The 20006-nt window shown below is 58.2% G+C and carries 19 protein-coding genes and 1 pseudogene; 6 read left to right on the top strand and 14 right to left on the bottom strand.

Annotated elements, in window-relative coordinates; all coding sequences use genetic code 11:
* Complete coding sequence (locus AB4N47_RS11225) at nucleotides 1-1413, bottom strand: MFS transporter (RefSeq protein ID WP_241669482.1); 1413 nt, start codon at nucleotides 1411-1413, stop codon at nucleotides 1-3.
* 267 nt (nucleotides 1414-1680) lie between these two features.
* Here AB4N47_RS11225 and AB4N47_RS11220 point away from each other — a divergent pair, with 267 nt between their 5' ends.
* Both AB4N47_RS11220 and AB4N47_RS11215 read left to right on the top strand, forming a co-directional pair.
* Nucleotides 1681-2439 (top strand): SDR family oxidoreductase, encoded by a 759-nt coding sequence (locus AB4N47_RS11220; protein ID WP_039760604.1) that lies wholly within the window; start codon nucleotides 1681-1683, stop codon nucleotides 2437-2439.
* 79 nt (nucleotides 2440-2518) lie between these two features.
* The gene (locus AB4N47_RS11215; RefSeq protein WP_042609814.1) at nucleotides 2519-3025 is read left to right on the top strand and encodes a nuclear transport factor 2 family protein; all 507 of its coding nucleotides are present in this window, start codon (nucleotides 2519-2521) and stop codon (nucleotides 3023-3025) included.
* Here the strand turns inward: AB4N47_RS11215 and AB4N47_RS11210 are convergent.
* Entirely contained in the window at nucleotides 2997-4385 is a 1389-nt protein-coding gene (locus AB4N47_RS11210; protein WP_341637665.1) for a heavy metal sensor histidine kinase, read from the bottom strand. The genes AB4N47_RS11215 and AB4N47_RS11210 overlap by 29 nt on opposite strands.
* Entirely contained in the window at nucleotides 4358-5053 is a 696-nt protein-coding gene (locus AB4N47_RS11205; protein ID WP_039760267.1) for a heavy metal response regulator transcription factor, read from the bottom strand. Before AB4N47_RS11205 ends, AB4N47_RS11210 begins: the two co-directional genes overlap by 28 nt.
* A gap of 215 nt (nucleotides 5054-5268) precedes the next feature.
* On the opposite strand from AB4N47_RS11205, the gene AB4N47_RS11200 reads away from it, so the two are divergent.
* The 3 genes from AB4N47_RS11200 (at nucleotide 5269) to AB4N47_RS11190 (ending at nucleotide 7336) form a co-directional block, all read left to right on the top strand.
* Nucleotides 5269-5877, top strand: coding sequence for a hypothetical protein (locus tag AB4N47_RS11200; RefSeq protein ID WP_042609816.1), 609 nt, complete (start codon nucleotides 5269-5271; stop codon nucleotides 5875-5877).
* Nucleotides 5878-5948: 71 nt separating this feature from the next.
* Nucleotides 5949-6569: a cytochrome b/b6 domain-containing protein gene (locus tag AB4N47_RS11195; RefSeq protein WP_460154536.1), complete on the top strand. Its 621-nt coding sequence runs from the start codon at nucleotides 5949-5951 to the stop codon at nucleotides 6567-6569.
* On the top strand, nucleotides 6566-7336 hold the full coding sequence (locus tag AB4N47_RS11190) for a molybdopterin-dependent oxidoreductase (protein WP_341637664.1): 771 nt from the start codon (nucleotides 6566-6568) through the stop codon (nucleotides 7334-7336). The genes AB4N47_RS11195 and AB4N47_RS11190 overlap by 4 nt, the downstream gene beginning before the upstream one ends.
* 930 nt (nucleotides 7337-8266) lie before the next feature.
* Here AB4N47_RS11190 and AB4N47_RS11185 read toward each other — a convergent pair.
* Nucleotides 8267-9696: pseudogene (locus AB4N47_RS11185) on the bottom strand (IS1182 family transposase).
* A 1158-nt stretch (nucleotides 9697-10854) separates the two neighbouring features.
* Between AB4N47_RS11185 and AB4N47_RS11180 the strand changes: the two are divergent.
* A complete protein-coding gene (locus AB4N47_RS11180; RefSeq protein ID WP_341637663.1) occupies nucleotides 10855-10983 on the top strand; it encodes a hypothetical protein in 129 nt (42 codons plus the stop codon).
* 7 nt (nucleotides 10984-10990) lie between these two features.
* On the opposite strand, the gene AB4N47_RS11175 is transcribed toward AB4N47_RS11180, so the two are convergent.
* From AB4N47_RS11175 to cyoA, 10 genes are all read right to left on the bottom strand, one after another.
* Nucleotides 10991-12328 carry an MFS transporter gene (locus AB4N47_RS11175; protein ID WP_460154535.1) on the bottom strand — a complete coding sequence of 446 codons (1338 nt, stop codon included), beginning with the start codon at nucleotides 12326-12328 and terminating at the stop codon, nucleotides 10991-10993.
* 302 nt (nucleotides 12329-12630) lie between these two features.
* Entirely contained in the window at nucleotides 12631-13305 is a 675-nt protein-coding gene (locus AB4N47_RS11170; RefSeq protein WP_122507221.1) for a polysaccharide lyase family 7 protein, read from the bottom strand.
* A gap of 27 nt (nucleotides 13306-13332) precedes the next feature.
* Nucleotides 13333-14508 carry an MFS transporter gene (locus AB4N47_RS11165; RefSeq protein WP_341637661.1) on the bottom strand — a complete coding sequence of 392 codons (1176 nt, stop codon included), beginning with the start codon at nucleotides 14506-14508 and terminating at the stop codon, nucleotides 13333-13335.
* Nucleotides 14509-14552: 44 nt separating this feature from the next.
* Nucleotides 14553-14789 carry a DUF2934 domain-containing protein gene (locus AB4N47_RS11160; RefSeq protein WP_341637660.1) on the bottom strand — a complete coding sequence of 79 codons (237 nt, stop codon included), beginning with the start codon at nucleotides 14787-14789 and terminating at the stop codon, nucleotides 14553-14555.
* Between the two features lie 56 nt (nucleotides 14790-14845).
* The gene (locus AB4N47_RS11155) at nucleotides 14846-15106 is read right to left on the bottom strand and encodes a metallothionein (protein ID WP_024012801.1); all 261 of its coding nucleotides are present in this window, start codon (nucleotides 15104-15106) and stop codon (nucleotides 14846-14848) included.
* Entirely contained in the window at nucleotides 15099-16124 is a 1026-nt protein-coding gene (gene cyoE / locus AB4N47_RS11150; RefSeq protein ID WP_341637659.1) for a heme o synthase, read from the bottom strand. The genes AB4N47_RS11155 and cyoE overlap by 8 nt, the downstream gene beginning before the upstream one ends.
* Entirely contained in the window at nucleotides 16082-16420 is a 339-nt protein-coding gene (gene cyoD / locus AB4N47_RS11145) for a cytochrome o ubiquinol oxidase subunit IV (protein ID WP_341637658.1), read from the bottom strand. Before cyoD ends, cyoE begins: the two co-directional genes overlap by 43 nt.
* A gap of 1 nt (nucleotide 16421) precedes the next feature.
* On the bottom strand, nucleotides 16422-17036 hold the full coding sequence (locus AB4N47_RS11140; protein ID WP_110599448.1) for a cytochrome o ubiquinol oxidase subunit III: 615 nt from the start codon (nucleotides 17034-17036) through the stop codon (nucleotides 16422-16424).
* A 2-nt stretch (nucleotides 17037-17038) separates the two neighbouring features.
* Nucleotides 17039-19012, bottom strand: a complete 1974-nt coding sequence (gene cyoB, locus AB4N47_RS11135) for a cytochrome o ubiquinol oxidase subunit I (protein WP_039760284.1) — start codon at nucleotides 19010-19012, stop codon at nucleotides 17039-17041.
* A 3-nt stretch (nucleotides 19013-19015) separates the two neighbouring features.
* Nucleotides 19016-19945 (bottom strand): ubiquinol oxidase subunit II, encoded by a 930-nt coding sequence (gene cyoA, locus AB4N47_RS11130; RefSeq protein WP_016774553.1) that lies wholly within the window; start codon nucleotides 19943-19945, stop codon nucleotides 19016-19018.
* Nucleotides 19946-20006 lie beyond the last annotated feature (61 nt).

The following is a 20006-nucleotide window of genomic DNA, read 5'->3' as shown; positions in this document are numbered from 1 at the left end:
TCACTCTGCCGGCTGCATGGCCGCCGTTTGCAGCTCTGCAGCAGATTGGCGCGCCAGACTCAGACTCAGTCCTGCGCCTACCACCAGACACGCAGCGATGCACAGTATGGCGACGGTGAAGGCGTGGGTGATGGCCGCCGCGTCCGTGTCCTTGCCCAGAAGCGTGTAAAAAATGCCACCGATGATCGCTACGCTCAGTGCCGTGCTGATTTGCAGTGTGGAACTGGTGATGCCCGCAATCATGCCGGAATACGCCGGTGCCACGCGTCCAGTGATCATGCGCATCAATGTCGGAAGGGCCAGTCCTTGTCCGAAACCGATCAGAAAGAGAATCACGGCAAGGGACAGCGCAGAGGGCGTGACGGCGGTTGGCGTGTGCGCCACGAGCCAGGCCAATAGCACGAACCCCAGCACTTCGAGTGCCATTCCGAAGGGATTCACATAAGACCCCAGCAAACGCCGGAATAGATGGGTGGCGAGCGGCCCCAGCAAGAAACCAGCGCCGAATGGCAGAAAGACCAGACCTGCACTGAGCGGGCTCGTATGCAGCGCTCCCTGTAAATAGATGGAAAACAGCAGGAAGAACACGCCGATCGCGTAAAAAGTCAGCGCCACCAGCAATGCCCGGCCCAGCCCGGGCGCACGCAGTGCAGCAGGGTTCAGCAACGGCGCGCCTTGCGCTTGATACAAGCGGGCTTCGTAGCGCCAGAACAGCCAGGCCAGCAGTGGCACCGCCGCCAGCGACAGCCAGGCCCACCACGGCCAGCCCGCTTCACGTCCCTCGATCAGTGGAACGATCAGCGCCGCAAGCGTCACCATCGACAACAGCGTTCCACCCAGATCCAGCTTGCTGGTCTGGGGTGCGCGGGTTTCCTTGACCACGGGGATGGCGATCAGAATGACCAGCAACGCAATCGGTAGATTCACCAGAAATATCGACCGCCAGCCCAGGTTCATCAGGTTGAGCGAGATCAGAATCCCGCCAAGTGCCTGGCCGACTACCGACGCCAAACCAAACACCGCACCGTACAGGCTCAACGCCAAGGGTTTTTCCGACTCAGGGAATATCGCCTGCACTGAAGCGAGTGCCTGCGGCGCCATGACAGCGGCCGTCACGCCTTGCAGCGAGCGTCCGGCGATCAACACCCAGGGTGACTCGGCGACGCCGCAGATCAGTGAGGCGACGGCAAAGCCAATCAGGCCAACGAAGAACATTCTCATGCGGCCAAAGATGTCGCCAAGCCTTCCTCCGGTGATCAGTGTCACGGCATACAGCGCCGCGTAAGAAGAGATGATCAACTGTTCTGCAGAGGAGGCCGTGCCCAGCGATTGCTGAATCGAAGGCAGCGCTACGTTCACGATGAAGAAATCCAGCGGCGGCAAGAATGCACCGACCAACAGGATGGCGAACATCAGCCAGCGCCGCTGTTCCGGAAGGGCTACTATTTTCTCAGGCATAAGGTCTCCTTTCTGAAACCCTTCGGCTCCAGAATATTTTCGATTGCGAGTCATGCTTTGAATAAGCTGACTTCAATCTAAACGATCAAACCCTGGCTGACGCCTCACATAAATGAACGGCCAATGTTCATTTATGGCAGTGCCGCTGCGCCCCTGCCTCCTCGCAAAATGGCCGCACTGTGGTTCCAGTCGAGCCACACAACCGAAATCGAGGAGTCAGTTATGTCAGGTAAATTCGCTGATCAGGTCGCAGTCGTCACCGGCGCGTCCACCGGGATCGGATTTGCGATTGCACAGGGTTTGATTGCCGAGGGCGCCAGGCGCGTTTACATCACCGGGCGTTCTGCAGCCACGCTGGAGGCTGCGGTGGCCAAGCTTGGCGACAGGGCGGTCGCGGTCATTTCCGATGTCGCGCGCCAGGTTGATCTGGACGAGCTCAAGGCGACGATTGAGGCGCACGGCGATCAACTGGACTCAGTGTTTGCCAATGCGGGTATTTGTGAAAAGAACCCGCTGGGCGAGACCACCGAGGCCGCCTATTTCAACATGTTCGACATCAACGTAAAGGGAGTCTTTTTTACTGTACAGACGTTGATGCCATTGTTGAAAAATGGCGCTTCGATCGTGCTGACGGCCTCTATCTGTTCCAGCAATGGCATGGAAGGACTGAGCCTCTACAACGCCTCCAAAGCCGCGGTACGTTCCTTTGCCAGGACGTGGGCCAACGAACTCAAAGGTCGCAAGATCAGAGCGAATGTCCTGAGCCCTGGCTTCACCCGCACACCGCTGATGGATAACGGCTTGAAGATGAGCGAAACCGACGTCGCCGCGCTGCGTCAGCACGTCGAGCAGATCACGCCATTGGGGTACATGGCCGAGCCTGAGGAAATCGCCTCGTCGGCGCTGTTTCTTGCGTCTGCCGATGCGAAATATGTCAACGGTGTGGAGTTGATGGTCGACGGCGGCCTGTCGCAGATCTGACCACGTGCTCAACCGTAGCGCAGCCCTCGCGCAGGGCTGCCTTCCTCGCTTATGCGCAGCCCCTGCAGGAAACCTCATCATGAACAATGAACAACTGACAGCCCGACTGGACGCCCTGGAAAGTCGCGCCGCCATCGAGTCGCTGATCAGCGCCTACGCCAATGCTTTCGACCGCATCGACGCCTCGCTTCTTAGCTCAATCTGGCACGAAGAGTCGACACTGGATCTACCGGGTTTTGGCCAGGCTGGAAACCGTGACGAAATCCTGGCGATGGCGCAAAACAGCTGGCGCCAGATGCCCCATATGCACCACTGGATGGCCAACCCGCTGATTGAAATCGAGGGTGACAGCGCAGTGGGCACGGTAGCTGCGGATTGCCTGTTTCATGACATTGAAAAAGGCCCGGTGCAAGTCAGCGGTCTTTACCACGACAGGTTTGAACGTCGGGACGGAAAGTGGGCGTTCCTGTCACGTCGTTTTGAAATGCATTTCCTGACGCCGTTAAAAGATTGGGTACCCGCAGCGGGCGAAGAACAGTTTGCACCGTTCGAGCAGCTCAAGGGAACGACAGCGAAAAACGAATAGTCCCGGCCCTTGGCTGTTCGACACCCACGTGGCCGTCATGCAGTTGCATGATGGCCACGACAATGGCGAGGCCAAGCCCGTAGGAGTCGGAATTCTGGTGCCGAGACGCATCGCCACGGTAAAAGCGGTCGAAGAGTTTGCCCAGGGTTTCGTCGCCCAGCACCGGCCCTTGGTTCTCCACCTCAATCCGGGCACCTCCGTGGGTTTCCAATACCCGTATCAGAATCTCGGTGCCCTCGTAAGCGTAGCGAACAGCGTTCGCCACCAGGTTGCTCAACGCTCTGCGCAGCAGCAAGGGGTCAGCGAGCACGATACCATCGCCCGTTATTTGGAAGCTCATTCGCCGCTCTTCAGCCAAACCCTCAAAATACTCAGCGATGCGCTGTGATTCGTCATGCAGCGACAATTGCTGGCGCTCCACTACGGCTTGCGCTTCATCGGCGCGCGCCAGAAATAGAATGCTTTCGACGATGCGCGAGATCCGTTCGAGTTCTTCAAGGTTCGAAGCGATCAGCGCCTGATATTCGTCCTCGCTACGGCGTTGGCGAAGGGCAACCTGACAATGTCCCATCAACGACCCGACCGGCGTGCGGATTTCATGGGCAAGGTCGGCGGAAAATTGCGTCAGTCGCTGATAACCCTGAGCAAGACGATCAAGCATCGCGTTATAGGCGTCACTCAGCTGTTGCAATTCAACCGGCGTATCGGCGCTGTCCATACGGCTGTGCAGACGCTCAGGCGTTATGGCTGCGGCATGGGCGGCCATTTTGCGCAGCGGACGCAGCCCGCGACGCAATAACAGATAACCCAGCAACGCGGTTGCCAGAAAGGCAAGGGCCACGGCCAGGTAGATGCGCTCGCGATACGCTGCAAGCATCGCCATTTCCTTGCCCATAAGGTGGGCGGCCGTCAATCGGACTACACGGCCACCCGACGTCGTGACTACGGAGGCGGCGCGCAGCCTTGTTCCCGAGTCGGTCACGCCGCTGCGCAGATCATTGACGCTCAGCTTTGTGTCCTGGCCGATCACCGGCAGTTCAGGCAACGTGACGTTGAGTGGATTGACCTGGATGACCGGTGGCTGCCCCGGCTCTTCAATGATGAAGATGTCGTCTTCGCTGTCGAGCATGTTCTTGAAAATCTGCGGGCTGTCGCGCAGCTTTTCGATGGCGAGTTCGTAATGCAGGAGCTTGCGAAAATGCTCCAGACGGCCCATCACCGCGTGATCGCTGTAGACCAATACCGAGGCCTTCATCGTCTGATACAGATAGAAGCCCGCGCCGGCCACGGCCAGCATCGCGACCATGGCAAACGCCACGGTCGATCGCAGCGTCAGCGAGGGTTGGCGTCGGGACCGCATGGCCTCACCTCGCAGACATAGCCGATACCGCGAATGGTATGGATCAGCTTGATCGGGTAGGGCTGGTCGACCTTGTTGCGCAGGCGCTTGACAGCGACGTCCACCACGTTGGTATCGCTGTCGAAATTCATGTCCCAGACTTCCGAAGCGATTTGTGTCCTGGACAATACATCGCCGGCTCGACGGAGAAACAGATGGAGCAGGGCGAACTCCTTGTTGGTCAGCACGATCACCTGTTGTTGGCGGGTCACGCGGCGCCGGACCAGATCCAGTTCGAGATCGGCAAGGTGGAAATGGTCGGCTTCGCGCACGACACCGCGGCGCAGAATAGTGCGGATGCGCAACAGCAGTTCGGTAAACGAAAAAGGTTTGATCAGGTAATCATCGGCGCCCAGTTCCAGACCGCGAATGCGGTCTTGCAACTGGTCGCGCGCGGTAAGGAACAGCACGGGTACGTCTTGTCTGGCGCGCAACAGCTCGATGATCTGAAACCCGTCAATCCCGGGCAACATCACGTCCAGCACGATCAGGTCATAGGTCGTATGCAAGGCCATGTGCAGGCCGTCAGCGCCATGCTGGGTCCAGTCGACGTTGTAACCGGACTCACCGAGCCCCTTTTTCAGGTACTCACCTGTTTTGGTGTCATCTTCGATCAACAGGATATGCATCGTCAGGCGCGCTCGGGTTTCTTCATGACGGGGTTAAGTCCGCGACATCGGTATCTCGGCTGTGCAGTGTAACGGGATGAGCGGGCGCAGTCGGTTACATTTCTGTCATACATGGTCAGGGTTGGCGAATGACAAAAATGTCATTCGACGGTCATCGTGACGTCCCGGTCTGCGGTCGAGGATGGCGACACATCAACCCATGAGGAATCGTCGCCATGCAACTCAAAAACGCCCTGTCTACCACGTTCGGTTTGGTGATGCTCAGCGCTGCCGTCATTGCCACCGCCGCCGACATGCCGGTCATCAAACCACTGCGCGGTACGGTGGAAAGCGTCAGCAACAACACGCTGACCTTCACTGTCCGCTCTGGCGCCCAGCAGACGATCGGACTGACTGACAAGACCGGTATCAGCCGGGTATCGAAGGCCAATATCGACTCGATCAAATCCGACAGCTTCATCGGCTCGGCGGCCATCCCGCAGGCCAACGGAACCTTGAAGGCGCTTGAGGTCACGGTATTCGACGCCAGGCTCAAGGGCAGCGGCGAAGGTCATTACGGTTGGCAGAACGCAGACGGCAGCACTGGCACCATGACCAACGGCACCGTTGGCAAACTGTCCAAAACCGACGGCCGCACGTTGACCGTCAACTACCAGGGCGGCGAGAAACAAATCGTCGTGCCGGATGACGTGCCTATCGCCTACGTCGAGCCAGGCAAAGCCGATGAGCTGGTCAAAGGAACGAAAATCGTCGTGTTCCCCGCTGCAGATGGCACCGCACGCGGCATTGCAGTCGGCAAGGATGGCTTCCAGCCACCGATGTAATCATCTGAGAAAGCTTGAGCGTTGCCGTCTGGCAACGCTCCGCTACACGGAAGGCTTGCAAGGGGAACCACGTGAGACAGAAGAAACTGCATCCCTGGCCGGTTCGCCTCACCCATTGGCTCAATGCGGCCTGCATGGTCTGCATGTTCATGAGCGGTTGGGCTATCTACAACGCCTCGCCACTGTTCAGTTTCAGGTTTCCGGTGTCATTGACCGTGGGCGGTTGGCTGGGCGGGGCACTTGCCTGGCATTTTGCGTTCATGTGGCTGCTGCTGATCAACGGCGCAATCTATGTGCTGTACGGGTTGGCCAGTCGCCATTTCAAACGTGAGCTGCTGCCCATCGGCATTGCCGCATTGAAGCATGATCTGACCGATGCCTTGCGCTTTCGGCTGGTGCATGAAAAGGGTGTCTATAACGCAGTACAGCGCCTGATGTACTGGATCGTGCTGGCGGCAGGTGTACTGATCGTGATCTCGGGTGTAGCGATCTGGAAACCGGTTCAACTTCAAGAGCTGGTCGCGTTACTGGGCGGCTATGACGTTGCTCGTTACGTACATTTTGCGGCCATGGCGATGATTGCAGCGTTTGTAGTGATTCACCTGGTCTTGGTGATTCTGGTACCAAAAACCCTGGTGCCAATGATCACGGGTAGAGTGCGGACGCCTAATAACGAGAAAAATGGGTCATGACTGAATTTAAAATAACAACGCGTCAGCGCGTCAGGATTGAACCTGCGCAACAGCTTGAACTGGAAAACATTCAGCGCCGGCATTTTCTTCGGGCCGGCCTGACGGTTGGCGCGATGTCGATGCTGACCGGTTGCAACCTGCAGGACGGCGATCAGGTCGACAAAGTGCTTTGGGCCATGTCGCGTTGGAACGACCGGGTCCAGGCGTGGCTGTTCAGTGGACGGAAACTGGCGCCGACCTTCGCCCGCGCGCAGATCACCAAGCCGTTTCCGTTCAACGCTTTCTATGGTCAGGACGATATCCCTAAAGTAGACCTGACCAGTTACTCGCTCGCCGTCTCCGGCCGGATCAGGGACAAGGCGCCGTGGACACTCGAAAGCTTGCGCAAGCTGCCGCAACGCAGCGATATCACTCGGCTGATCTGTGTTGAGGGCTGGAGCGCGATCGGGCAATGGGGAGGTGTACCGCTGAAAACCTTCCTGGAACACATCGGCGCCGACACCACAGCGAAATTTGTCGGTTTCAAATGTGCCGATCGTTACTACTCCAGTCTGGACATGCCGACTGCGTTGCACCCGCAGACGCTGTTGGCACTGGATTACGCTGACGTGGCGCTGCCGCCCGAGTACGGCTATCCGCTGAGGGTTCGGGTCCCCACCAAACTGGGCTTCAAAAACCCCAAGCATGTTGTCGAGATTTTCGTCAGCAACGACAACCCGGGCGGGTATTGGGAAGACCAGGGCTACAACTGGTTCAGCGGGATCTGATGAAGCAAAGAACGGAACTGTCACGCCAGGAACACTGGCGAGATTCATGACACCAAGCGTGATATGAGGCATGCCGATGACCGGTATTTCTGCAGTACCGCCAGCACCATCCGTCTTGCCGACATCAGAACCCAGGATGCGGGCAACGAGTGATGGAGCAGATTTCCAATCTCTCTTGCAGGCTCAGTCCAGGCCACCTTTACAACAGTCGGATAAAGCTCGCACTCGGATGCTCTTTGATAATCTTGCCGCATGTACCTTCAATGGCGAAAAAAGAGCTATCTGCTCTGAGGTTATCGGCACAGGGGGACTGAATGCGTTCGCCATTGCAGTGGCTCTTTCGCCGCTAACCGTCACCTGGGTACCGACCGAGATTGTTCGAGCGCCACTGCGTTCGCCTGGGATACCGACTTTTCGCCGTCGCAATCCCTCTTCAGCCGAGAGCTCCTTCCTCAACCGGTCAAGCTCGGAGGATAGGGGTTATGATTAGACGTGTCTCGAGAGCTTGCTCGCCGTAGGCCAGTATTATTAAGGGAGAAGCACATACCGCCAATTCTCACCTGTAGCGTTGAATGGTCTTTCGTTCGCCTGAAGTAGAAAGCCCGATGGCTTCTCTACCGTGGCGAAGGTGGTGTTATGAGGCAGCGTCGACTTACAGCCTATTTTTCCACCCCGCTGTCATCCCCCGTTTATTCTGAGCATCAGAGAATTATAGCCCGCCATCAGGGCTACTTTTGGCCGAAGGTAGTCGTTCGTGAACGGCCGCTTTCGGCCCAGAGTGTGTAAAAACGCGCTGATGCACTGTCGGCGCGCAGCGCTGACGGTTGTTAGCTGAGTAATTGCTCACAACAAGTCCTGCGGATCATCACGAGGGTCAGGGAGCCCCTCGCGCCGCTTCTACCTTGCTGGGTGGCCAAAATACAGACCTCTTCAGGCCGACAGCGCCTTCATTAAACTGCTGGTACCGAGAATTTTCATGACTCGTTTCAAGTTGTAGGCGAGGACGTTTAAGCTCATCTCCGCACTTACTCCGTTCAGCTTTCGTGTCAGGAAATGTGTGGCGCCCATCCATTGTTTGAGTGTCCCGAAGGGATGCTCGACCGTACGCTTGCGGACTCGCATCATGTCCGGCGCGTTGCTCAGCCTGTTCTGCATTTCCTCCAATACGGCTTCATGCTCCCATCGCCGAACTCGCCGTTGCTTGCTCGGTGTGCACTTCGATTTCAGCACGCATCCCTGGCAATTAGAACTCCAGTAACGGTGCAGCGTCAGGCCTTTTTCAACGCTGGAAAAGCGCCAGATCAACGCCTCTCCAGCGGGACAAATGTATTCGTTTTTTGCCGCGTCATAGATGAAGGCATCGTTATTGAAACGTCCGTCAGCCTTGGCTCCAGAGGTCATCGGTTTGGCACATAGGCGGTGATGCCTGCATCGTGACAAGCCAGGATTTGTTCGCTTTTGAAGTAACCTCGGTCAGCCACTACCGACAACGTATCTGACGCCATCGCCTCGCGGGCCTGCTTGGCCATCGAGCTGAGTAGATCGCGGTCGGAACCGACGTTGGTCACCTCATGCGCAACGATCAAATGGTGCTGGGTATCGACCGCTGTCTGCACGTTGTAACCGACGATTCCAGTGCCGCGCGTCATCATGGAACGGGCGTCTGGATCGGTCAGTGAGACCTGTTTATCCGGTGATTCGTTGAGCTGAGTTTCAATGACCTGCAACTCTTTCATCTGAGCTTTGAGTTTGTCGATTTTCTCTTGCAGACGAGCAGCCTTGGGCTGAGCGACCGAGGGTTCTTGCCGATCGGTTTCGTCGAGCGCAGTCAGGTACCGATTGATACTTGATTCAATTTCTTCCATCCGCCGTTTCAGCTTGGCGCTGGTGAAATTGCGGTCGCGGTTATTGACGGCCTTGAATTTACTGCCGTCGATGGCGACCAGATTTTCTTCGAACAGTCCTAGCTGCTGGCACAGCACCACGAACTGGCGGCAGACACCTCGGATGGCCTTGCTGTTGTCTTTTCGGAAGTTGGCGATGGTCTTGAAATCGGGCATCAAACGTCCAGTCAGCCACATCAGCTCGACGTTGCGTTGGGCTTCTCGTTCAAGACGCCGACTCGATGGAATGCGGTTCAGATAGCCGTAGATGTAGATTTTCAGCAGGATCGCGGGATGGTAAGCCGGCCGGCCAGTATCAGCCGGTATGGCGCCTTCGAAACCCAGTTTGACCAGGTCGAGTTCGTCGACAAAGACGTCGACTACGCGCACCGGATTGGCATCCGTGACGTAATCGTCGAGGCTCGCGGGAAGGAAGGTTTCTTGGCCTCGATGTTCACCTTGGATAAAGCGCTTCATGGGCGATCCCTGCGATGAAATCCTCAGAAATCATAGCAGGGCTAAGAGCGGTGTTCTGTTCAGATATTGATGCGTTTTTCAACCGCCTGTAGTTGCCTTACCGGGTCCCAACCACTCGGCGACGCTTGAGCTTTGCTCCACCAAAGCATTCCTTTAGAGATCCATAATTTCCGCAAATCAGCATGAGCAGATGTTGCGTCATCATAGCCAAACTGCGTACCGCAGGACGGGCACATGCCAAAAGAAGAGCAGCCAACCTCATCGTATGGAGGCTCTTCAAGCCCGGGGTATCCACAAACCGGACAAAGATATGAAACGTTGCTTGCAATCATCCAACCCCCAGATTTCTAGCATCTAGCCCACGTTGTCGGCGTACCTGCTGATTTCCGGAATCTTATACTGAATCTGAGCAACTGATGTCTGACCTGGGCTGAGTAGGAAAAAACATTAGAGTGGAAGCCGCTAACAAGCGGTTTTGACACACTCTGGGCCGATAGCGGCCCTTGAAGACTGACAGGTGGAATTCCTGCCTATGTCAATTGGCCCCTACACCTAGCCCAAGCGTGGGCACCCTTTCTTGCCACCTCGGAAACCGGGCCCTTGTAAGCTGGGTACACCGATCCTTTCTGCCTAGCTAGATGGGGCGACAGTTACCAGTGATAGATTCATGTCGATCTGTAGCCTATCTACCACGTCCGGTCCGTCGTCCTTGGTCCACGCTCCGTACTGCTGACTGATCATCTTTCCATGAGTATGGCTCAACTGATCTGAGATCCAGTCGACCGGCGCACGGTGACGGCCAGGCCTCTCTACAGCCCGGTTTCTTTCCGCAATTTATTTTGAGGTACTGATTTTGCTGTCTTGGAACGGATAAGAAATGTGTGCGATGCGGAAAAATCATGTCCCTAAGCGGATGATTTAAAAGAAAAAAATTACGGACTTAAAATCCCCCGCTCGTAAGGGCGTGCCGGTTCGATTCCGGCTTCGGGCACCATCTTTCAACAAAGGCCTGCTAGCGAAAGCCAAGCAGGCCTTTGTGCGTTTACGCTTCGAGATGTTCCTGGTTTTTGCCGCGTCGATGGCTTGGGCAAGGTGCGAAATCCGGAACCACCAGCGCTCCGCCGATGCCGAAATAGCATCGACAAAGAGGGCAGAACCATGACTGATGAAAAAACCGAAGTGCCGCAAGAAGTACCGGATCAAACAACCCCGGCGCATTCCACCGAAGAAGAGCGCGAGCGCTTGAAGGACTTCAACAAGGACGGCATCCCGCCGGGCACTTGCTGATCAGCGGTCACCGTGGCTGCGTCACCAGTTCCCCGCTGATCGCATCCATCATCGCCGGATGCTCCTCAGCGGCGACGCGCAAATCCTCGGTGACCCGCAACTCCGCACCCGTCGGCGAATAGGTGGCTGCCGCCGTGAACGGTGCGGGGTTGGCCGGCACCGGGCGTTTGCCACGGCGCCAGAAGAAAAAACTGACCATGCTCAAATTGACCACTGCGAAGACCCAGAACAGGCCGTTGGCGCCGAACGAGTTCATCACCGGCGAGATCATCATCGGGCTGATGGCCGAGCCCAGCGAGTTGATCAGCAGCAAACCCTGAATCATCGGCACCAGCGCTTCGGCCGGGGCGCGGTCGGCCGCGTGGCTGACGGCCACCGGGTACAGCGCGAAGACACCGCCACCGAGCAGAAACAGCATCGCCGCGAGCATTGTCGAAGACAGCGGCAGCAGCACAATCACCAGTGATAACGCGGTGCACGCCACCGTCAGCAGCGTCAGCACCTGCAAGCGATCGGTGCGGTCGGACCAGCGTCCGACCGGATACTGCAGCAGCATCGCGCCGAGAATCGTCCAGGCCATCATGCTGCCGACTTCACCGACGTCCAGACCTCTGCGTTGCAGATACAGCGGCAACAAGGTGTAGATCGTCGCGATGGTCACGCCCGAACCGAAACAGCCGACCAGCCCGGTTGGCGTCACGCCCAGCAGTTGCCGGGGCTTGAGCGGCTCGACCTGATCGAGCAGCGGCGATACGCGCGGCAGGATCACGATCGGCAGCACCGACAACGCAGCGAGCATGCCGGCGACCATGAACGGCGCGCTGTCACTCATGCCAGTGATGGTTCCCAGCGTCGCCTGGCCCAGAACGCCAGCGCCATAAAGCACGATCATGTACAGCGCGAGCAAGCGCCCGCGAATCTTCTCGTCACCGGCCAGTAGCAGCCAGCTTTCGATCACCAGGAACACACCGACCGTGGCCCAGCCGTTGATCAGGCGCAGGATCAGCCAGCCCCAGGTGTCATAGAACAGACCCTGCAACAGGATCGTCACGGCGATCAGCGAGGCGAAGCTGCCGTAGGCACGAATATGGCCGATGCGCAGAATCAGCCGGTCGTTGAACACCGCGCCCAGCGTCAGGCCGATGAAGTAGGCCGACGAAACAATTCCGATCATCGTCGCCGAGGCGCCGGCGGCGTCCAGGCGAAGGGTGGTCAGGGAAGACAGAAAACCGTTGCCCAGAGCAATAATGAACAGCCCGAGCAGGGGCGCCAGCGCCATGGCCAGCAAACGCGGAGACATAAAAACCTCAAGAAATCGTACAGCGCAACGTGCGCCTCTGCGCATGCGGTTGCCAGGCTGGAACAGGTGTTGTGCAAATGTCTGCCGATCGGGCAGGGCGGTGGCGTCGGCCGTACGTCAATGAGGCATGGCCAGTCCTGGAAAGGCCTGTCTATGACCAGACTGGACCTCTGCAAGAGCGCGCGGGATTCTACGGCTTGCGCAGGATTTGCCAATAGCCGAAGGCTGCGACGTTAGGACGCAGGCAATTTCGAAGTCGAAGAGGAGGCTGAAAACCCAACATCGAGCTCAGCTCTGACAAGGGCCTGCCAGCGAAAGCTGACCCAGGCCCTTGCTCGTTTCAGCGCCTAAGTATGCGAAATCAACAAATCACTGATGATGCAGATCGAGCCATCCTCTGGCGGCGTGGCGTCGGTGTAGTCGATCTGGTTGTAGACCCCGCCGTGGAAATTGAATACCTGCGAATTCCAGGTTGAGTCGAGCTGCAAGTCACCTGATGTGCCGACAACGCCGTTGTAGTCGACAGTGACTCGAGCCACGCCGGCAGAGTTGGCGCGAATGGTGATCTTGAACTTCGCCCCCAACGGTACGCCCTTGAGCACCGTGGTGTTGACCGGGGTGGGCTGGTTGAAGCTCTGGCGGAAGCCCATGGTGATGTTGCCTTTCTGCCAGAACACTTTGATGACCGGGCCGTCGTCATTTTTCACATGCATCTGCGAGATAACCACTTTCTGCGCAGAGTTGACCTTGGTCACGGTCATTTCCTGATAGTTGAGGTGGTCAGCGGCGCTGCCCAGCGACCAGTAAAAGGATTCTTTCCATTCGCAGCGGGTGCGGTGAGTGCTCTTGCTCGAGGCGCCTTTGGTCGGCGCGGACAGTTGCAGCGAACCGTCCGGCAGCACCGTGACGATGCTGGGGAACTGCGCAATGGCCTCGGCGCCGTTGAGCTCAAGTGCGACCGGATTGGTTGCCGAGACGGGAACCGGAGTGGAGAGGGTGAGATTGCTGATGTTTACGGCCATGGTTTGTACTCCTGACGATAAAAATCATTAGCGACCCAAGCCTTCGGTGGATTGGCACATCTGTCTGCGCGGACTTTCACCATCTCTTGGGCACAGCACCATGGCGGCGCAAGCGGCCGCCGCGAAAACACAAAGGGCAAAGATCACGCCCGTTGCCTCCAGCACTGCACCGAAAATCGGCGTGCCGGCGGTTTGGCCGAGTGCCAGGAGCAGAAACGGTATGCCCAATCCCAAGTCCGGACGATCCGGAAACAGGCGGATGCCTTGCAGCAGATAAACGCCCGAGGAAACGATATAGGCCGCGCCAAACAGGCACATTGCGATGAGGCCAGACCCGGCTGATATCGAGGCGGCCGACAGGCCCAATGTCCCGAGGGCGATCCCTGCCAGTGCCAGATGCTGAATACGCACGACACCGAATCGGCCGGTGAACACGCCCGTCATGCATCCGCTGATTCCCGCCGCACCCAGGACTATCCACGCCCATGCTATCGACTGATCTGAGAATCCAGCCTCGCTGCGCAGGATATCGGCACCGAATGTCCAGATCGCCGTGCTCGCCAACCCCATCAGGAAAGCACTGGCGCACAAAGGCAGTACGCCGGGTCGACGCAGCATTGCCAGCGAGAAGTTCTGCGCAACGTCACGCTCGACCCGGCGCGGTACCGCAAACCAGAGCCAGATCGTGACGCCGATGCCGATCAAGGCAAACAGGGCATACAGCTGGCGCCATTGCCCGGCCGCCAATATCGCCGCCAAACCGGAAAAAACGATGCCCGCCGCTGTCCCGGCATTGATAAAACCATTGGCTCGCGGGCGATCCGCATCATCAAGACGCGCTGCCACCGCACTGGCCAATGGCGGCGAAGTCAGACCCGTGCTCAATCCCGCCAGCGCCACGCCGCAGCCCAACGTCAGCCCCGACGAAGCGACAACCACCAGTCCCATGCCCAGCGTCGCAGCGGCGCCGGCCATCACCGTCAACCTACGCGGACTCACTTTGCCGTTGCACACAAACGTCGCGACGATGCCCACGCAATACGCCGCAAATGCACCGCCGCCGATCCATCCAGCGGCGGAAACGCTCAGTGCCAGATCCTGACGAATCTGCGGCAGCAGCAGGCCATAGGCGAAGCGTGCCAGACCGTAGGACAACGCCGTCAACGCGAAGGCCGCCAGCACCAGATTGATGCCGCGCTTCACGAGCCCATTCCTCCCGCAAGCGCGCGCCTTTGAAGATCGGTCATTTAGCAGCAGACGTGGTTTTTTTGCGGGTTCTGGTCGCGGGAGCAACGGTCCCAGGCTTGGCCTTTTTCCGTGGTGCCGGCGGCGCTACGCTGCTGGCGACCGAACCTGGCAAGCCATCGGAATCGAACGCATCCAGTTCTGCGCGCCTGCAACCAGTGCTCGAAATCACTTCCGTGCGGCCGACCTTGTTCCTCCCAAAGCCTGTAGGCGATCTTGCGGATGGTTTCCTCGTCCATTTCGTTGTCTCCTGCTGATATAAAAAAGTGCCTCGAAGGCGAGCACCCTTGGCGGATCACGGGGAAATCGGATCGCTGGCGGGAAAGGTTTCCTCGACTGCCTGATCCAGTTTCGAGTCACTGACATTGCGCTCATCGGCCCCAAGGTTCTGCTCGCAATGGCAGGTCGAGGACGGGCAGGGTTGGCCCTTCGGGTGAAGATCCGCGCAGGCCTGACTGCAAAACTGCTTGCCGTCACGCTCGAAGGTTTGCTCGCCGCTGCATTTGCAGGTGCAGCCCGGGCAGGCGCAATCAATTGTTGAAGGATCGTTAGCCATGGGTTTCCTCCAGGTGGTCTGTAAAGGCAGTCGTTACCGATTCTGATAACCCGCCCCGCACCTGCGTTTGATGATTTTCCCCCACGCCCGATGAGTGGTAGAGCGCAGAGGGCGAGGGCAGTACGGCGTTCAGTGCCAGGGAAAGATTCAGTGCCAGGATCAGCAGGATCGACACGCTGAAGATGCGCCTCGCCCAGACTTTCGCATTGGTAGTTCGCACCGGTCGCAACGTCAGATAAAACCAGTAGCCGCCCAGCCCGAGCACCACCAGCGGATAAGAAACATTGATAGCCGCAACCCAGCCCAATATCGCCGCGCTGATCAGGAACGCGACCATGTACAGGTTGATCTCGCGTCGTGCCTGTCTGAGCGTCAACGTCGGCAATCCGGCGGCACGAAAGTCTTCATGGCGCATGACGGTTATCGCGTGGGAGTGGGGCATCTGCCAGCAGCAAAATACCACGATGAGCATCAGCGCCGTGGCATCGAAGCTGCCGGTCACGGCGCAGTAACCGACCACCGGCGGCATGGCCCCGGACATGCTGCCGACCAGCGTGCCCCAGTGCGAACGGCGTTTCATCAGGCAGGTATAAACGCCCGCATAAACGATCAGACCGACTGCCGCCATGGCGCAGGCCAGTGCTGTGGTGCCGAGCCACAGCAAACCGAAGCCGATCACACCCAGCACCGTCGCGTAGCAAAACGCACTGGGCAACGACACAGCGCGAACGGCCAGCGCCCGATGACAGGTGCGCACCATGCGCCGATCGATATCGCGGTCGACGCAGTTATTGATCACGCAACCGCAAGCGATGACCAGCGCGGTGCCGAGCAGGGCGGCCAAGAAATGCGCCAGGGACACCGGGCGGCCACCGGCGGCAAGCAGATAACCGCCGAACACCGAAGCCAGATTGCCGACGATGATGCCGGGCTTGGTCAATTCCAGCCCGACATTCAGCGACAGCCGCCATTGCTTCAGTGCGCCAGCATGTTGTGGTGAATGCTGTCCATGATCCATAGCGAAAGCCCCACCAGCAGAAGAATGATTACCACCGAGAAGATCAGCGCTCTGAGGTTCCAGCGTTGCTCCTTGGCGGTGTCCAGATGCAGGAAATATTTGAGGTGGGCGAAGACCTGCACCACGCCAAGTGCAACCACCACCCAAGCGGTGACGCTGCGTGGCAACGTCGGGTACATGACCAGGCCAAAGGGAATCACCGTCAGAATCACCGAAATGAGAAAACCGACCATGTATGAACGACTGGTGCCATGGCTGGTGCCGGCACTGCTATGAATCGGACTCTGGTTATACATGTCACACCACCCCCAGCAGATAAACCACGGTAAACACGCAGATCCACACCACATCGAGGAAGTGCCAGAACAGACTCAGGCAACTCAGGCGCGTAGTGTTGGTATTGGTCAGGCCCCGGCTGCTTACTTGCAGCATCAACACCGCCATCCACACCAGACCACTGAGCACGTGGGCGCCGTGGGTGCCGACGAGGGTGAAGAACGCGGTGAGGAAACCGCTGCGATCCGGCCCGTAGCCTTCTGCGATCAGATGATGGAATTCGTTGATTTCCATGGCGATGAAGCCGCAACCCAGCACGAAGGTGACGCCAAGCCAGCGCAGCACATGGGCTTTGTCATTGCGGTTCATCGCCAGCATCGCGTAGCCGTATGTGATGCTGCTGAGCAGCAGCAACGCAGTTTCGGCAAGGACGTAGGGCAATTCGAAAATGTCGACGGTCGAAGGCCCGCCAGCCACGCTGTCACGCAGCACGGCATAGCCTGCGAACAGCGTCGCAAACAGGATGCAGTCGGTCATCAGGTAGATCCAGAAACCGAAAATGCGCATCGAGCCCGCGTCTTCATGGCCATGTTCATGGCTGTGCGCGATGTCTTTATCCAGAACGATATTGGACATGTTCAAGCCTCCGCCAAGTCTTTGAGACGCGCTTTTTCAATCCGCGCCACTTCCTGCGCCGGGACGAAATAGTCGATGTCTTCGTCATAGCTGCGCACGATCATCGCCACCACCGAAGCGACCAGGCCGAAGATCGCCAGCCACCAGATATGCCAGACCAGGGCGAAGCTGCAGATCAGCGCGAAGACGCTGATCACCAGGCCGGCGGAGGTGTTGCGCGGCATATGGATGGCGCGGTAGTCGGTGTGGCTGAGGGTGCTGACGCCGCGCTCCTTCATGCCCCAGTAGGCGTCGAGATCGTTGACTTTCGGTTGCTCGGCGAAGTTGTAGAACGGTGGCGGCGAGGCCGTGGCCCATTCCAGCGTGCGACCGTCCCACGGGTCGCCGGTGAGGTCGCGCAGTTTCGCGCGGTTGCGAATGCTCACATAGAGCTGCAACGCCTGCGCGGACACGCCACAAAGAATGATGCCGACGCCAAACAGTTCCAGCAGCAGCCACGGTTGCCAGGCCGGGTTGTCGAAATGGTTCAGGCGTCGGGTCATGCCCATGAAACCGAGCACGTAAGACGGCATGAACGCGAAGTAGAAACCGACCAGCCAGCACCAGAACGCAATGCGCCCGAGGCGGTCGTTGAGGCGGAAACCGAAGGCTTTCGGGAACCAGTAAGTCAGCCCTGCCATGTAGCCGAACACCGCGCCACCGATGATCACGTTATGGAAGTGGGCAATCAGGAACAGGCTGTTGTGCAGCAGGAAGTCGGCCCCGGGCACCGCCAGCAGCACGCCGGTCATGCCGCCGATACTGAACGTGACGATAAAGCCCAGCGTCCACAGCATCGGCGTTTCGAAGCGCACGCGGCCGCGATACATGGTGAACAGCCAAGTGAAGATCTTCACCCCGGTCGGCACTGCAATGATCATCGTCATGATGCCGAAGAACGCGTTGACGTTGGCCCCCGCGCCCATGGTGAAGAAGTGGTGCAGCCAGACGATGAACGACAGAATCGTGATCGCAATCGTCGCCCACACCAGCGAGACATAGCCGAACAGGCGCTTGCTGCTGAAGGTCGCGGCGATCTCCGAGAAGATCCCGAACGCTGGCAGGATCAGGATGTACACCTCCGGATGGCCCCACGCCCAGATGAGGTTGACGTACATCATCGGGTTGCCGCCGGCCTCGTTGGTGAAGAAGTGCATGCCCAGATAACGATCGAGGGTCAGCATCAACAGGGTGGCGGTAAGGATCGGGAACGCAGCGAGAATCAGGATCGAGGTGCACAGTGCGTTCCAGGTGAACACCGGCATCTTGAACAGGGTCATGCCTTCGGTGCGCATCTTGAGAATGGTCACGAAGAAGTTGACCCCGGTTAACAGCGTCCCTATGCCGGATATCTGTAATGACCAGATGTAGTAATCCACCCCGACCCCGGGGCTGTAGCCGAGCTCGGACAGGGGCGGGTAGGCGACCCAGCCGGTGCGGGCAAACTCACCAACGCCCAGGGAAATATTCACCAGTGCCGCGCCAACCACGAACAGCCAGAAACTCAGCGCGTTGAGGAACGGGTAGGCGACGTCGCGGGCGCCGATCTGCAGAGGCACGACGATGTTCATCAGGCCGACCACGAAGGGCATGGCCATGAAGAAAATCATGATCACGCCGTGGGCAGTGAAGATCTGGTCGTAGTGTTCCGGCGGCAGATAACCCGGCCCGCCACTGGATGCCATCGCCTGTTGGGTACGCATCATGATCGCGTCGGAGAAACCGCGCAGCAGCATGACCAACGCGACGATGATGTACATGCAGCCGATTTTCTTGTGATCGACCGAAGTGAACCACTCGCGCCACAGGTAGCCCCACTTGCGCTTCCAGGTGACGGTACCGACCAGGGCAAAACCCATCAGGCCGACGATAGCCAGGGTGTACATGACAATCGGCTCGTGCAATGGAACCGCGTCCCATGAAAGTTTCCCGAACATGATTTAACGCTCCTCGGCCAGCAGACTCGGTTGTTGATTGACGCGCACATCGTCGCTGTTGCTTTGCACCTGGGTTTCCTTCTTGCGCGGTGCTTTGTTCATTCCTTCGTACTTGTCGACGATGTCGAGAAACAGTCGCTCCTGCACAGCCGAGTAATAAGTGATCTTGTGCGCCACTGAAGGCTTGGCCAACTCGGCGTAACTGGCTTGATCAAGTTGCCCGGGCGCCGCTTTGACTTTGTTGACCCACGCCTCGTAATCAGCGCCACTGAGTGCCAGGGTGCTGAAGTGCATGTCGGAGAAACCGTGGCCGTTATAGTTCGCAGCAATCCCGCGATACTGGCCGATTTCATTGGCGATCAAATGCAACTTGGTCTGCATGCCGGCCATGGCATATATCTGCCCGCCCAGCGCCGGGATAAAGAATGAAGTCATGGCCGCGTCGGAAGTGACGGTAAAACTTACCGGCGTATTCACCGGTATCGCCAGTTCATTGACCGAGGCAATGCCCAGATCGGGGTAAATGAACAGCCATTTCCAGTCCGTTGCCACCACTTGCACATTGAGGTGCGGCACGTCGGAGTCCAACGGGCGATAAGGATCGAGTGCATGGGTGGTTTCCCAGGTCACCCAGCCGAGTACGCAAATAATCAGGAACGGCACGCCCCAGACCACCGCCTCGATCTTGTGCGAACTGGCCCAACGTGGCGAATAACGGGCCTTCTTGTTGGTCGCGCGGTAGCGATAGGCGAACAGGAAGGTCATGACGATGACCGGGATCACCACCAACAGCATCAGGCCCGTGGCGAGAATGATCAGGTCGCGTTCATCTCGGGCAACATCGCCCTTGGGGTTGAACACCACCAGATTGCAACCGGCGAGCAGAACGCTGGTAGCGAGATAGACCAGGCAATAGCTGATTGTTCGCTTCATACATGCTCCTGTTCTTTATATCGATCCTTGTTTTCTTCGGGCAACAGTTGGCCATGGACAG

It is taken from the genome of Pseudomonas sp. S3_G06, assembly GCF_054667565.1.
This window is presented reverse-complemented; position numbering and strand designations above follow the sequence as displayed.

Bases quoted from the DNA above. Each gene is read 5' to 3' on its own strand.
- cyoA (WP_016774553.1), bottom strand. From the start codon at position 19,945: ATGAAGCGAACAATCAGCTATTGCCTGGTCTATCTCGCTACCAGCGTT.
- AB4N47_RS11225 (WP_241669482.1), bottom strand. From the start codon at position 1,413: ATGTTCGCCATCCTGTTGGTCGGTGCATTCTTGCCGCCGCTGGATTTC.
- AB4N47_RS11205 (WP_039760267.1), bottom strand. From the start codon at position 5,053: ATGCATATCCTGTTGATCGAAGATGACACCAAAACAGGTGAGTACCTG.
- AB4N47_RS11170 (WP_122507221.1), bottom strand. From the start codon at position 13,305: ATGGCCGTAAACATCAGCAATCTCACCCTCTCCACTCCGGTTCCCGTC.
- cyoB (WP_039760284.1), bottom strand. From the start codon at position 19,012: ATGTTCGGGAAACTTTCATGGGACGCGGTTCCATTGCACGAGCCGATT.
- AB4N47_RS11220 (WP_039760604.1), top strand. From the start codon at position 1,681: ATGTCAGGTAAATTCGCTGATCAGGTCGCAGTCGTCACCGGCGCGTCC.
- AB4N47_RS11160 (WP_341637660.1), bottom strand. From the start codon at position 14,789: ATGGACGAGGAAACCATCCGCAAGATCGCCTACAGGCTTTGGGAGGAA.
- AB4N47_RS11180 (WP_341637663.1), top strand. From the start codon at position 10,855: ATGACTGATGAAAAAACCGAAGTGCCGCAAGAAGTACCGGATCAAACA.
- AB4N47_RS11140 (WP_110599448.1), bottom strand. From the start codon at position 17,036: ATGTCCAATATCGTTCTGGATAAAGACATCGCGCACAGCCATGAACAT.
- cyoE (WP_341637659.1), bottom strand. From the start codon at position 16,124: ATGGATCATGGACAGCATTCACCACAACATGCTGGCGCACTGAAGCAA.
- AB4N47_RS11215 (WP_042609814.1), top strand. From the start codon at position 2,519: ATGAACAATGAACAACTGACAGCCCGACTGGACGCCCTGGAAAGTCGC.
- cyoD (WP_341637658.1), bottom strand. From the start codon at position 16,420: ATGTATAACCAGAGTCCGATTCATAGCAGTGCCGGCACCAGCCATGGC.
- AB4N47_RS11190 (WP_341637664.1), top strand. From the start codon at position 6,566: ATGACTGAATTTAAAATAACAACGCGTCAGCGCGTCAGGATTGAACCT.
- AB4N47_RS11155 (WP_024012801.1), bottom strand. From the start codon at position 15,106: ATGGCTAACGATCCTTCAACAATTGATTGCGCCTGCCCGGGCTGCACC.
- AB4N47_RS11210 (WP_341637665.1), bottom strand. From the start codon at position 4,385: ATGCGGTCCCGACGCCAACCCTCGCTGACGCTGCGATCGACCGTGGCG.
- AB4N47_RS11175 (WP_460154535.1), bottom strand. From the start codon at position 12,328: ATGCGCAGAGGCGCACGTTGCGCTGTACGATTTCTTGAGGTTTTTATG.
- AB4N47_RS11200 (WP_042609816.1), top strand. From the start codon at position 5,269: ATGCAACTCAAAAACGCCCTGTCTACCACGTTCGGTTTGGTGATGCTC.